At 55.0% G+C, this 12,676-nt stretch carries 12 protein-coding genes; 9 read left to right on the top strand and 3 right to left on the bottom strand.

The features are described 5' to 3' along the window. Nucleotides 1-3: 3 nt before the first annotated feature. On the bottom strand, nucleotides 4-1,215 hold the full coding sequence (locus L384_RS07395) for an MFS transporter (protein ID WP_003857976.1): 1,212 nt from the start codon (nucleotides 1,213-1,215) through the stop codon (nucleotides 4-6). A 109-nt stretch (nucleotides 1,216-1,324) separates the two neighbouring features. On the opposite strand from L384_RS07395, the gene L384_RS07390 reads away from it, so the two are divergent. Further along, complete coding sequence (locus L384_RS07390) at nucleotides 1,325-2,263, top strand: LysR family transcriptional regulator (protein WP_023324449.1); 939 nt, start codon at nucleotides 1,325-1,327, stop codon at nucleotides 2,261-2,263. Nucleotides 2,264-2,303: 40 nt separating this feature from the next. On the opposite strand, the gene rne is transcribed toward L384_RS07390, so the two are convergent. After that, complete coding sequence (rne, locus tag L384_RS07385) at nucleotides 2,304-5,420, bottom strand: ribonuclease E (protein WP_023324450.1); 3,117 nt, start codon at nucleotides 5,418-5,420, stop codon at nucleotides 2,304-2,306. Between the two features lie 570 nt (nucleotides 5,421-5,990). Here rne and rluC point away from each other — a divergent pair. Next, nucleotides 5,991-6,938 carry a 23S rRNA pseudouridine(955/2504/2580) synthase RluC gene (rluC, locus tag L384_RS07380; RefSeq protein ID WP_003857970.1) on the top strand — a complete coding sequence of 316 codons (948 nt, stop codon included), beginning with the start codon at nucleotides 5,991-5,993 and terminating at the stop codon, nucleotides 6,936-6,938. Nucleotides 6,939-7,033: 95 nt separating this feature from the next. Here the strand turns inward: rluC and L384_RS07375 are convergent, their stop codons facing one another. Beyond that, on the bottom strand, nucleotides 7,034-7,618 hold the full coding sequence (locus tag L384_RS07375; protein ID WP_032628189.1) for a Maf family protein: 585 nt from the start codon (nucleotides 7,616-7,618) through the stop codon (nucleotides 7,034-7,036). 140 nt (nucleotides 7,619-7,758) lie between these two features. Here L384_RS07375 and yceD point away from each other — a divergent pair, with 140 nt between their 5' ends. The 7 genes from yceD to acpP all read left to right on the top strand — a co-directional run bounded on the left by yceD (nucleotide 7,759) and on the right by acpP (nucleotide 12,629). Beyond that, a complete protein-coding gene (gene yceD, locus L384_RS07370) occupies nucleotides 7,759-8,280 on the top strand; it encodes a 23S rRNA accumulation protein YceD (protein ID WP_003857966.1) in 522 nt (173 codons plus the stop codon). 16 nt (nucleotides 8,281-8,296) lie between these two features. Further along, complete coding sequence (gene rpmF, locus L384_RS07365) at nucleotides 8,297-8,470, top strand: 50S ribosomal protein L32 (protein WP_003857964.1); 174 nt, start codon at nucleotides 8,297-8,299, stop codon at nucleotides 8,468-8,470. Nucleotides 8,471-8,551: 81 nt separating this feature from the next. Next, nucleotides 8,552-9,586 carry a phosphate acyltransferase PlsX gene (gene plsX / locus L384_RS0121185; protein WP_153677011.1) on the top strand — a complete coding sequence of 345 codons (1,035 nt, stop codon included), beginning with the start codon at nucleotides 8,552-8,554 and terminating at the stop codon, nucleotides 9,584-9,586. A gap of 6 nt (nucleotides 9,587-9,592) precedes the next feature. After that, nucleotides 9,593-10,546, top strand: a complete 954-nt coding sequence (locus tag L384_RS07360) for a beta-ketoacyl-ACP synthase III (RefSeq protein WP_003857960.1) — start codon at nucleotides 9,593-9,595, stop codon at nucleotides 10,544-10,546. A 15-nt stretch (nucleotides 10,547-10,561) separates the two neighbouring features. Then, complete coding sequence (fabD, locus tag L384_RS07355) at nucleotides 10,562-11,491, top strand: ACP S-malonyltransferase (RefSeq protein ID WP_023324453.1); 930 nt, start codon at nucleotides 10,562-10,564, stop codon at nucleotides 11,489-11,491. Between the two features lie 12 nt (nucleotides 11,492-11,503). Then, nucleotides 11,504-12,238: a 3-oxoacyl-ACP reductase FabG gene (gene fabG / locus L384_RS07350; protein ID WP_003857956.1), complete on the top strand. Its 735-nt coding sequence runs from the start codon at nucleotides 11,504-11,506 to the stop codon at nucleotides 12,236-12,238. A gap of 154 nt (nucleotides 12,239-12,392) precedes the next feature. Then, nucleotides 12,393-12,629, top strand: a complete 237-nt coding sequence (acpP, locus tag L384_RS07345) for an acyl carrier protein (RefSeq protein ID WP_003857954.1) — start codon at nucleotides 12,393-12,395, stop codon at nucleotides 12,627-12,629. Nucleotides 12,630-12,676: the final 47 nt, after the last annotated feature.

A 12,676-nucleotide genomic window follows, 5' to 3' on the forward strand; every position in this document is an offset into this window, starting at 1 on the left:
TTTTTAAACACTTTCTGCCTGTGCGGACAGCACCCGGGCGCTTTCAATCACTCTGATAGCCAGCGCAATGGCACCACACAGGGTTGCCAGAGCCACCACGCCAGACCAGCCTGCCAGCGTGTAGATATTGCTGCCTAATGCCGAACCCAGCGCCATTCCGATGAAAATGACGGTAAACAGCAGGGCGTTCAGGCGTCCGCGGGCCTGCGGCTCAAGGCTGTAGACCAGATTCTGGTGGGCCACGAGGCTGGACTGCAAGCCGAGATCGAAACCGACCGCGGAGAGGGCAATCAGGATCAATTGACCGTGTATACCCAGTGCCGGCATCAGGAACATCAGGGCAAACGAGAGGGTCACCAGCGCGGCACCCAGTTGGGTGACTTTACCGGCGCCCAGCTTATCTGCCAGACCACCTGCCAGCGGTGCGGCCAGCGCGCCAGCGGCTCCGGCAATACCAAATCCACCCGCCACAGCGCTGCCAAGGTGATACCGTTCCAGCAGCATGACCGCCAGCGTTGACCAGAATGCGCTAAAGGCAATCGACAGAAACCCCTGGGCCAGCGCGGCCCGACGCAGCGCCGGGTAGCGGCGCCAGAGGTGTTCCATGGAGCGCATCAGCGCCGGGTAGCTCAGCGTGGAGTGAACGGCGAAGCGGGGAAGCACGGCCCACATGACCACGCCGACAAAGGCAATACTTGCGGCGGCCAGCTGATACATCACCCGCCAGCCAAAGGCTTCACCCACCACGCCGCTCACGGTTCTGGAGAGCAAAATCCCCAGCAGCAGGCCGGTCATCACCGTGCCGACCGTTTTTCCCTGTTTGCCTTCCGGTGCGAGGATCGCTGCGGCCGGGACAATATCCTGCGCCATGGTGGCGGCCATGCCAATCAGCAGGCTGGTGAGCAGCAGGGAGTGCAATTGTCCGGTCAGGCTACAACCCAGCAGGAACAGCGCCAGAGCCGCACTTTTTATCAGGATCAGCGTTCTGCGATCATGACGATCGCCGAGCGGCAGCAGAAACAGGATACCTAAGGCATAACCCGCCTGGGTAAGCGTCGGGACCATGCCCATGCCTTCGATGCTCAGGTTCAGGTCTGAGCCCATCAGCGGCAGCAGAGGCTGGGCATAATAGATGGATGCCACGCTAAAGCCCGCACCGAGCGCCAGCATTAAGATTACCCAGCGGCTTACAGCCCGGGTGGTAGTTGTGTTCATAAGATGTTCCTCATTCGTCGTGTGCGGCTATTTTTTATCAGTACGCCTTGCGACGGTAGCGGGCGCGGTGGTAAAACGCTTATACGTGTAGCGTATGGATGGAAATGATATGAAAAGGCCTGAGCGTATAGATCGGGTAGAACTGATGCGAACGTTTGTTCGCATTGTGGAGGCGGGGTCTCTTTCTGCGGCAGCACGTCAGCTGGCAACAACCCAGGCCACGGTGAGCCGACGGTTGCAGTCGCTTGAGACCATGCTGGGAGTACGCCTGATGCTGCGCACAACCCATACGACCCGGCTGACCGATGACGGCGAACGCTGCTATCAGCATGCCCGACGGGTGATTGACAGCTGGCTGGCACTGGAAGACGAGGTAGGGCAGACGGAAGATGAACCGGTTGGGGTGCTGAGGGTGCGCGCCCCGCACGCGTTTGGCCAGGATCAGCTTCTGAAACCGTTAACCGAATTTTTGCAGCGCTATCCCCAGCTTTCTGTAGAGTGGATGCTCAACGATCGCTCGGTTGATTTCCTCGGCGACAACCTTGACTGTGCTATTCGGGTGGGTGTGGAAGTCGATCCGGCAACCGTGTCCGTGCTGCTGGCTGAAGTGCCGCGCTCGGTGGTGGCTTCACCGGAATTACTGGCCCGTTATCCCGCGGTTAACACGCCGGAAGATTTGCAACAGCTTCCCTGGATTGCCATCAGCTCTTTTTATCAACGCCATGTGGAGCTTTTCCACGATGCATCATCTGCCCCGACGCGGGTTACCATTACGCCACGCCTGAGTACCGACAGCCTGTATGTGGCGCGCAATACGGCACTCACCGGGCTAGGCGTTGCGGTGGTATCCAGCTGGACAGTACAGGATGATATTCAGGAAGGACGACTGGTGCATCTACTGCCAGAGTGGCAGCCGGCAGCGCTACCGGTACATCTGGTTTACCCCTGGTCTCGTTATTATCCGGCGCGCTTGCGGCGTTTTCTGGAGCTGATGCGGCAGATAATGCCGGAGGTCACCGGAATGAGAAAGCCCCTGCAACAGCCATAAAAAAGCCGACCCGAAGGTCGGCTTTCAGTATTAGCGTGCGTTATTCAACAGGCTGAGGACGAGTAGCTGGCGCAGTAGCCATGTGCGTTGCACTGTGACCACCGGCAGCACCTTTGCCTTCGAAGTTGAATGCCGGACGAACCCAGTCGCTATGGCGTGGCGCTTCAGGCACATACTCAGGTGCCGGGGCGCGAGTCATCGGCGCGGTAGCAACGTGAGCAGGCGCTACAGCTGCAACGACCTCAATCGGCTCTGATTTCACTTCAGGCGCTTTGACCTCTTCGACAACAGGTTCAACCTGAATCTCGACGTCCTGAACAACCTCTTCAGTCACCGTTTCGACGGTAACGTCTGCGGGCTCTTCTGCTGCGGAGACTGGCTGAGCGTCTTCCGCGACTTCTTCAGCCACCACGGTATCTTCTTCGGCAATGATCTGCGGAGCGGCATCAACCGGCGCAGCAATGACTTCAGGATGGGTCGTTTCCACTTCCACAGCCTGCGGTGCCGCCGTGTCAACAACCTGCGGTTCAACCACGGTTGCCGCTTCAGTCACGACGTCTTCCACCGCTGCTATCGGTGCAATCACCTCTTCGGTCACAGCCTGTTCTTCAATAGCCTGCTCCGGGCGAGCAACCGGATAACGGATCCAGACTTTACCGGATGCCATCTCTGGTGACGCACACGCCACGGTCAATGGCATTGGCGACTGAGTTGGGTAACGCTCGTCACGGTAACGACGACGACGCTGACCGCTCACGCGCAGATGACGCGGAGAACGACGGGAGCGACGCGGCATACCTGCGTTGTCACGGTTTTCGCTGCTTTCGTCCTGCTCAACCTGATTTTCTACTACGGCTGGCAGGTCAACTTTCGCAACCTGTGTACCCGTTGTGCTTTCTGCTGCTTCAACCGCGATAACGTCGTTTTCTTCCGCCTGAACAGCACCCACACGCACTTTCTGGGTCAGCTGACGCTGCTTACGACGCGGCATAACCTGAGTACGCTCTTCCTGCTCCGTGTCCTGCTGTTCAACAGGCGCTTCGCGGTTCAGGTTTTTGACTTCCTGCTGGGCCTGGCGTTTCTCGTCGTTACGACGACGGTTACGCTCGCGGCGAGGTTGCTGCTCGTCACGCTGTTTGCTCTTCTCGGACTCATCGCCCGCCTGCTGGCGAATCTCACGATCTTCAACGTTCTGCTGTTGCTTCTCGCGACGGTTGCGACGGTTGTCCTCGCGTTGTTCACGACCTTCGTTGTTCTCGGAACGATTATCACGGCGCTCGTTACGATCGCTACGGTCGTTGCGGTCATTACGATCGCGACGATTGTTCTGACGCTTACGACGGTCCTGCTGACGCTCTGGTTTCGCTTCTTTTGGCGCTTCTTTCGGCTGCTCAGGCTGAACTTCTTCGCCAGCAAACATTTTTTTCAGCGCGCCGAAGATGCGGCTCAGGAGACCCGGCTGCTCAGGCTGCGCTTTTGCCGCGGCAGGGGCAGCCTTTTGCACGGCAGGTTTTGCCGCTGGTTTTTCCAGCGTCGCTTCCGGCGGGGCTTCCGGCATGATGAAGGTTGCTAATGCAGGCTGCTCAGGCAGTTTACGCTCGGCAGGCTCTTCATCCGATGGCAGCGCCATTTCTTCTTCATGAAGCTTCGGCAGCAGGTAGCTGAGGGTGCTTGTCTCTTCACCTTTACGCACGCGCAGCACGTGATAGTGCGGGGTTTGCATCTCGTCGTTTGGCACGATGATGCAGCGAACGCCGCCCTGACGCGCTTCGATTGCGCTCACCGCTGCACGTTTTTCGTTCAGCAGGTAGGAGGCAATCGGCACCGGAACAATGGCGTGAACCTCTTTGGTGTTCTCTTTCAGCGCTTCTTCTTCAATCAGACGCAGAATAGAGAGGGAGAGCGATTCATTGTCACGCACGGTACCTGTCCCGGAACAGCGCGGGCAGACGTGATGGCTGGACTCGCCGAGTGACGGGCTCAGACGCTGACGGGACATTTCCAGCAGGCCGAAGCGCGAGATATGGCTAATCTGGATACGCGCGCGATCCTGGCGCACCGCTTCACGCAGACGGTTTTCAACCGCACGCTGGTGGCGAACCGGGGTCATGTCGATGAAGTCGATAACAATCAGACCACCCAGGTCGCGCAGACGGAGCTGGCGGGCGATTTCATCAGCGGCTTCTAGGTTGGTGTTGAAGGCGGTCTCTTCGATGTCGCCGCCGCGGGTTGCACGCGCGGAGTTGATGTCGATAGCGGTCAGCGCTTCGGTGGTATCGATAACGATAGAACCGCCGGACGGCAGACGCACTTCACGCTGGAAGGCAGACTCGATCTGGGATTCAATCTGATAGTGGCTGAACAGCGGGATTTCACCGGTGTACAGTTTAATTTTGCTGGTGAAATCCGGGCGACCCAGCGCGGCGATGTGCTGGCGAGCCAGCTCAAGCACTTTCGGGTTATCAATCAGAATTTCACCGATGTCCTGACGCAGATAATCACGGAAGGCACGCACAATGACGTTGCTTTCCTGGTGGATCAGGAACGGAGCAGGACGGCTTTCAGCCGCTTTCTTGATGGCTTCCCAGTGCTTCAGACGGAAGCTCAGGTCCCACTGCAATGCTTCGGCAGATTTGCCGACGCCTGCGGTGCGCACGATAAGGCCCATGCCGTCTGGCAGCTCGAGACTTGCCAGCGCTTCTTTCAGCTCTGTACGGTCATCACCTTCGATACGGCGAGAGATGCCACCCGCACGCGGGTTGTTTGGCATCAACACCAGATAGCTTCCTGCCAGACTGATAAAGGTGGTCAGTGCGGCACCTTTGTTGCCACGCTCTTCTTTATCGATCTGGACGATAACTTCCTGACCTTCACGCAGAACATCTTTAATGTTCGGACGGCCATGGGAGTTGTAATTTGCAGGAAAATATTCGCGGGCGATTTCTTTGAGAGGAAGGAAACCGTGACGCTCAGCACCGTAATCGACAAATGCAGCTTCAAGGCTTGGTTCAATGCGGGTGATTTTGCCTTTGTAAATGTTCGCTTTTTTCTGTTCGTGTCCAGGACTTTCGATATCCAGATCGTACAGGCGCTGCCCATCCACAAGGGCGACACGCAACTCTTCTTGCTGAGTTGCGTTGATTAACATTCTTTTCATCGTAACTTACTCGTTATTCTTACATTGACGACAAAGCTGCGGGCAAGGTGACGCTTTCCGGGGTATGAACCGATGGCCTCGTGTCTATTCACGTCGCCAACCTCACGGTTGTCGCTCGCTTAAGAGGCGCAGAGTGTCGGTTGCCTGTGTTTCATACGGAAACACAGCGCAATTATCAGGGGAATTGCCTGGGAAAACTCTCCAGAGAACAATCCTTATACCGGGAAGTACTGCAACCCGCAGCCCGCTAACTGCCTGAAAGATCAATACGTCTTACGCCATTGCTGCGTGGATGATCGGTCAGACAAAATTGGTCATTCCGTCGACATCCTTACAAAACCCGGATTTAACGCGGAAAACGGATTCATTATTCCACTGCTCGCCGGGTTATAGCAAGATGACTTTTACCAATTATCACCCGGTTACTCACAGTTTCTTCACTTCAACGGGGTGATTGGTTTAATAACCACCAAATCGATTGCGCGAAAGGGGAGCGGTCCGGATAAAAGTAAATATAAGCATAGAAAAATGAGTGGCGCTAATGCCTGACGCTATTTAGAATCGCCAACCATGAAAACAGAGACTCCAGCCGTAAAAATGGTTGCCATCGCCGACGACGAGGCGGGGCAACGTATCGATAATTTTTTGCGCACCCAGTTGAAGGGTGTGCCAAAAAGCATGATTTATCGCATCTTGCGTAAGGGCGAGGTGCGGGTGAACAAAAAACGCGTGAAGCCAGAGTATAAGCTCGAGGCGGGCGATGAAGTCCGCATTCCACCGGTACGTGTTGCAGAGCGTGAAGAAGAGGTCGTTTCTCCGAAGCTGCAAAAAGTCGCGGCCCTGAGCGACGTTATCCTTTATGAGGACGACCACATTCTGGTGCTGAATAAACCGTCCGGAACGGCGGTACACGGGGGGAGCGGCCTAAGCTTTGGCGTGATTGAAGGGTTACGCGCGCTGCGCCCGGAAGCGCGTTTCCTCGAACTGGTTCACCGTCTTGACCGTGATACCTCTGGCGTGCTGCTGGTAGCGAAAAAACGTTCTGCGCTGCGTTCACTGCATGAACAGCTGCGCGAAAAAGGGATGCAGAAAGATTATCTGGCGCTGGTGCGCGGCCAGTGGCAGTCCCACGTGAAAGTGGTGCAGGCGCCGCTGCTGAAAAATATTCTGCAAAGCGGCGAGCGCATTGTTCGTGTTAATCAGGAAGGGAAACCGTCTGAGACGCGCTTTAAAGTTGAAGAGCGCTACGAATTCGCCACGCTTGTGCGCTGTAGCCCGGTGACGGGGCGTACCCACCAGATTCGCGTCCATACCCAGTTTGCGGGCCATCCGATTGCGTTTGATGACCGCTATGGCGATCGCGAATTTGATAAGCAGCTGGCGGGGACGGGGCTATCGCGTCTGTTCCTGCATGCGGCAGCGCTGAAGTTCACCCATCCTAATACCGGTGAAGTTATCCGTATTGAAGCGCCGCTGGATGAGCAGCTCAAACGCTGTCTGAAAGTTCTGCGCGGCTGATTTTGTGCCGGGTAGCGCTGCGCTTACCCGGCCTACATGTTTTTCTCCCTCTCCCACAGGGAGAGGGCCGGGGTGGGGGCATCAGGCCGCAACGGTCACATCGTCAGCGGATTACACTCTTCTCGCCTTAACATCTGGCACAGCGCAATCAGCGGCAACCCCACCAGCGTATTGGGATCGCGGCCATCGAGCTTGTCGAACAACGCAATCCCTAGTCCTTCACTTTTAAAGCTCCCTGCACAGTTCAGCGGACGTTCCCGACGCACATAATCCATAATCTCCTGTTCGCTAAGATGACGGAAGTGCACATCAAACGGCTCGCACTCGGTTTGCAGATGACCGGAAGCAGAATTATAAAGCGCCAGGCCGGTATAAAAGGTCACGATACTGCCTCTCGCACGCAAAAGCTGCTGGCAGGCGATTTCTTCCGTATACGGTTTGCCGGTGATTTCGCCGTCCAGCACACAAACCTGATCGGAGCCTATAATCAGATGAGCGGGGTAACGTACGGCCAGCGACTGTGCTTTCTCTTTCGCGAGACGGGTCACCAGATGACGCGGTGACTCGCCCGGCTGTGGCGTTTCATCCACCTCCGGCGCAGCGCATTCAAACGGGATCCCGAGCTTTTCCAGCAGCATTCGGCGATAAGGTGAAGTGGAAGCAAGGACGAGATTTGGCATATTTTTATCACCAGATATAGCGTATCGATGCCAGCCATTTTAAACTACAGGCCGCAATGTGTGCGAATAATTGGCAAAAGGCAGCTCTGGTTGCCTTTTTCTTTGACTCTATGACGTTACAAAGTTAATATGCGCGCCCTATGCAAAAGGTAAAATTACCCCTGACTCTTGATCCGGTTCGTACGGCTCAAAAACGCCTCGATTACGAAGGAATCTATTCTTCCGATCAGGCTGAGCGTATTGCCGAATCTGTAGTCAGTGTGGACAGTGATGTAGAATGCTCCATGTCGTTCGCTATCGACAACCAGCGTCTCGCCGTGTTAACCGGTGATGCAAAGGTGACGGTAACGCTCGAATGTCAGCGTTGCGGGAAACCGTTTGTACAGCATGTTCACACAACGTATTGTTTTAGTCCGGTTCGTTCTGACGAACAGGCTGAAGCACTCCCGGAAGCGTATGAGCCGATTGAGGTTAACGAATTCGGTGAAATCGATCTTCTGGCGCTGGTTGAAGATGAAGTCATCCTCTCCCTGCCAGTCGTTCCGGTGCATGATTCTGAACACTGTGAAGTGTCCGAGGCGGACATGGTCTTTGGGGAACTGCCTGATGAAGCGCAAAAACCAAACCCATTTGCCGTATTAGCCAGCTTAAAGCGTAAGTAATTGAGGAGTAAGGTCCATGGCCGTACAACAGAATAAACCAACCCGTTCCAAACGTGGCATGCGTCGTTCCCATGACGCGCTGACCGCAGTTACCAGCCTGTCTGTAGACAAGACTTCTGGTGAGAAACACCTGCGTCACCACATCACCGCTGACGGTTTCTACCGCGGCCGCAAGGTTATCACTAAGTAATCACGCGTCAGCGTGATTAGGCTTAGTGAGGAACTTCCCCGTGCAAACGGGGAGTTTACCGAACCAGGCTGCGACGATACCTTGACACGTCTAACCCTGGCGTTAGATGTCATGGGGGGAGATTTTGGCCCTACCGTGACAGTGCCTGCAGCATTGCAGGCACTGAATTCTAATTCGCAACTCACACTTCTTTTAGTCGGTAATCCCGACACAATCACGCCATTACTTGCAAAAGCTGACTTTGAACAACGTTCGCGTCTGCAGATTATTCCTGCGCAGTCAGTTATTGCCAGTGATGCCCGGCCATCGCAGGCTATTCGTAATAGCCGCGGCAGCTCTATGCGAATGGCGCTGGAGCTGGTGAAAGAAGGGCGAGCGCAGGCTTGCGTCAGCGCGGGAAATACTGGCGCGCTGATGGGGCTGTCGAAATTATTGCTCAAGCCGATTGAGGGCATTGAGCGTCCGGCGCTGGTGACGGTGTTACCGCATCAGCAGAAGGGCAAAACGGTGGTGCTGGATCTGGGCGCTAACGTGGATTGTGATAGTACAATGCTGGCTCAGTTTGCCGTTATGGGGTCGGTGCTGGCAGAAGACGTGGTCGGGATTAACAATCCCCGCGTTGCGTTATTGAATATTGGTGAAGAAGAGACCAAAGGTCTGGACAGTATCCGCGACGCTGCGGAAATACTCAAACAGGTCCCCTCCATCAACTATATTGGTTATCTCGAAGCCAATGAGTTGCTGACGGGCAAAACGGATGTATTAGTGTGTGATGGCTTCACCGGAAACGTGACGTTGAAGACCATGGAAGGGGTCGTACGAATGTTCCTTTCTCTGCTGAAATCGCAGGGAGACGGTAAAAAAAGGTCCTGGTGGCTGATTATATTAAAGCGTTGGTTACAAAAAAGCCTGACGCGGCGATTCAGTCACCTCAACCCCGACCAGTATAATGGCGCCTGTCTGTTAGGATTGCGCGGCATCGTGATTAAGAGTCATGGCGCCGCCAATCAGCGAGCATTTACCGTCGCGATTGAACAGGCAGTGCAGGCGGTGCAGCGTCAAGTCCCTCAGAGGATTGCCGCTCGCCTGGGATCTGTATTAGCTAAAAGTGACTGAGCGTACATGTATACGAAGATTTTAGGTACCGGCAGCTACCTGCCAAAACAAGTGCGTACCAACGCCGATCTTGAAAAAATGGTAGATACGTCTGACGAGTGGATTGTCACGCGCACAGGTATCCGTGAACGTCGTATCGCCGCGCCAGACGAAACTGTGTCCACCATGGGCTACGAAGCCGCTCAGCGAGCGCTTGAGATGGCTGGCATTGATAAAGAACAGATCGGGCTTATTGTGGTGGCGACCACCTCTGCCACGCATGCCTTCCCAAGCGCAGCGTGCCAGGTGCAGAACATGCTCGGCATCAAAGGCTGCCCGGCATTTGATGTTGCAGCAGCATGCGCGGGTTTCACCTATGCACTGAGCATCGCCGATCAGTATGTAAAATCGGGCGCCGTAAAATATGCGCTGGTGATCGGCGCTGACGTGCTGGCGCGTACCTGCGATCCAACCGATCGCGGCACGATCATTATTTTTGGCGATGGCGCGGGCGCGGTGCTGCTGGGGCAGTCCGAAGAGCCGGGCATCATCTCCACGCACCTGCATGCCGATGGCCGCTACGGCGAGCTGTTAACGCTGCCTAACGCCGATCGCGTTAATCCGGACAGTTCAATTTACCTGACAATGGCAGGTAACGAAGTGTTTAAAGTGGCCGTGACTGAACTGGCTCACATCGTTGATGAGACGCTGGAAGCGAACAATCTGGACCGCGCCGCACTCGACTGGCTGGTACCGCATCAGGCTAACCTGCGTATTATCAGCGCGACGGCGAAGAAGCTGGGCATGTCTATGGATAACGTTGTGGTGACGCTCGATCGCCACGGCAACACCTCTGCGGCATCGGTACCGTGCGCATTTGACGAAGCGGTACGCGATGGACGAATTAAACGGGGCCAACTGGTCTTGCTTGAAGCCTTTGGTGGCGGGTTCACCTGGGGTTCCGCGCTGGTTCGTTTCTAGGATAAGGATTAAAAAATGACGCAATTTGCTTTTGTGTTCCCGGGACAGGGCTCGCAAACTGTTGGGATGTTGTCTGAAATGGCAGCAAACTATCCGGTTATTGAAGAGACTTTCCGTGAAGCTTCTGACGCGCTGGGTTATGATCTGTGGGCGCTGACCCAACAGGGCCCCGCTGAAGAACTGAACAAAACCTGGCAGACTCAACCGGCACTGCTGGCGGCATCCGTCGCATTGTGGCGCGTATGGCAGCAGCAGGACGGCAAAGCGCCGACGCTGATGGCGGGTCATAGCCTCGGTGAATACTCTGCGCTGGTCTGCGCTGGCGTGATTGCCTTCGCTGACGCGGTACGCCTGGTTGAATTGCGTGGTAAATTCATGCAGGAAGCGGTGCCAGAAGGCACGGGCGGCATGTCTGCCATCATCGGTCTGGATGATGCTTCTATCGCTAAAGCCTGTGAAGAATCTGCTGAAGGTCAGGTCGTTTCTCCGGTAAACTTTAACTCGCCAGGCCAGGTGGTAATCGCGGGTCATAAAGAAGCGGTTGAGCGTGCAGGCGCTGCCTGTAAAGCTGCGGGCGCAAAACGTGCACTGCCCCTGCCGGTGAGCGTGCCGTCTCACTGCGCGCTGATGAAGCCCGCAGCCGATAAGCTCGCGGTTGAGCTGGAAAAAATGACCTTTAACGCACCGACGATTTCCGTTGTGAATAACGTCGATGTGAAGTGCGAAACCGCGCCGGAGGCTATCCGTAACGCGCTGGTTCGCCAGCTCTACAGCCCGGTTCAGTGGACTAAAACTGTTGAATTTATGGCGTCTCAGGGCGTGGAACATCTGTATGAAGTCGGTCCAGGTAAAGTACTTACCGGTCTGACAAAACGTATTGTAGATACCCTGACTGCCTCGGCGATTAACGAGCCGGAAGCCATGAAAGCGGCACTCTCGCAATAAAAGAGGAATACCATGAGTTTTGAAGGAAAAATTGCCCTGGTGACCGGCGCAAGCCGCGGTATTGGGCGCGCTATTGCTGAAACACTGGTTGCGCGCGGCGCAACGGTGATCGGGACTGCGACCAGCGAGAATGGCGCACAGGCCATCAGCGACTATCTGGGTGCGAACGGTAAAGGTCTGGTACTGAATGTGACTGAACCAGCATCTATCGAATCTGTTCTGGAAAATATTCGCGCAGAGTTTGGCGAAGTGGATATTCTGGTCAATAATGCCGGGATCACTCGCGACAACCTGCTGATGCGAATGAAAGACGACGAGTGGAACGATATTATCGAAACCAACCTGTCATCTGTATTCCGTCTGTCAAAAGCGGTAATGCGCGCTATGATGAAAAAGCGTCATGGTCGTATTATCACTGTAGGTTCTGTGGTTGGTACCATGGGAAATGCTGGTCAGGCTAACTACGCTGCGGCGAAAGCAGGTCTGATCGGTTTCAGTAAGTCGCTGGCGCGTGAAGTCGCGTCCCGCGGAATTACTGTAAACGTTGTTGCTCCGGGCTTTATTGAAACGGACATGACGCGTGCGCTAACTGATGAGCAGCGTGCGGGTACGCTGGCGGCAGTTCCAGCGGGTCGTCTTGGCGACCCTAAAGAAATCGCCAGCGCGGTTGCATTTTTAGCCTCTGACGAAGCGGGTTACATCACTGGTGAAACCCTCCACGTCAACGGCGGGATGTACATGGTTTAATCACGATCGAAAATATTTGCGTTATTTGGGCAAATGGCCTCAAAATAACGTAAAATCGTGGTAAGACCTGCCGGGATTTAGTTGCAAATTTTTCAACATTTTATACACTACGAAAACCATCGCGAAAGCGAGTTTTGATAGGAAATTTAAGAGTATGAGCACTATCGAAGAACGCGTTAAGAAAATTATCGGCGAACAGCTGGGCGTTAAGCAGGAAGAAGTTGTGAACTCCGCTTCCTTTGTTGAAGACCTGGGCGCAGATTCTCTTGACACCGTTGAGCTGGTAATGGCTCTGGAAGAAGAGTTTGATACTGAGATTCCGGACGAAGAAGCTGAGAAAATCACCACCGTTCAGGCTGCCATTGATTACATCAACGGTCACCAGGCGTAAGTGAACATCTCCAGGCGGTCATTCGACCGCCTGAGTTTTATCTTTTG

Origin of the sequence: Enterobacter sp. MGH 38, assembly GCF_000492855.1 — a bacterium.
Classification (GTDB): domain Bacteria; phylum Pseudomonadota; class Gammaproteobacteria; order Enterobacterales; family Enterobacteriaceae; genus Enterobacter; species Enterobacter hormaechei_C.

What these genes read in the sequence shown, in the direction of transcription:
- L384_RS07390 (WP_023324449.1), top strand. Translation starts at nt 1,325, where the DNA reads ATGAAAAGGCCTGAGCGTATAGATCGGGTAGAACTGATGCGAACGTTT.
- L384_RS07375 (WP_032628189.1), bottom strand. Translation starts at nt 7,618, where the DNA reads ATGCCAAATCTCGTCCTTGCTTCCACTTCACCTTATCGCCGAATGCTG.
- fabD (WP_023324453.1), top strand. Translation starts at nt 10,562, where the DNA reads ATGACGCAATTTGCTTTTGTGTTCCCGGGACAGGGCTCGCAAACTGTT.
- acpP (WP_003857954.1), top strand. Translation starts at nt 12,393, where the DNA reads ATGAGCACTATCGAAGAACGCGTTAAGAAAATTATCGGCGAACAGCTG.
- rne (WP_023324450.1), bottom strand. Translation starts at nt 5,420, where the DNA reads ATGAAAAGAATGTTAATCAACGCAACTCAGCAAGAAGAGTTGCGTGTC.
- fabG (WP_003857956.1), top strand. Translation starts at nt 11,504, where the DNA reads ATGAGTTTTGAAGGAAAAATTGCCCTGGTGACCGGCGCAAGCCGCGGT.
- L384_RS07360 (WP_003857960.1), top strand. Translation starts at nt 9,593, where the DNA reads ATGTATACGAAGATTTTAGGTACCGGCAGCTACCTGCCAAAACAAGTG.
- L384_RS07395 (WP_003857976.1), bottom strand. Translation starts at nt 1,215, where the DNA reads ATGAACACAACTACCACCCGGGCTGTAAGCCGCTGGGTAATCTTAATG.
- rpmF (WP_003857964.1), top strand. Translation starts at nt 8,297, where the DNA reads ATGGCCGTACAACAGAATAAACCAACCCGTTCCAAACGTGGCATGCGT.
- yceD (WP_003857966.1), top strand. Translation starts at nt 7,759, where the DNA reads ATGCAAAAGGTAAAATTACCCCTGACTCTTGATCCGGTTCGTACGGCT.
- rluC (WP_003857970.1), top strand. Translation starts at nt 5,991, where the DNA reads ATGAAAACAGAGACTCCAGCCGTAAAAATGGTTGCCATCGCCGACGAC.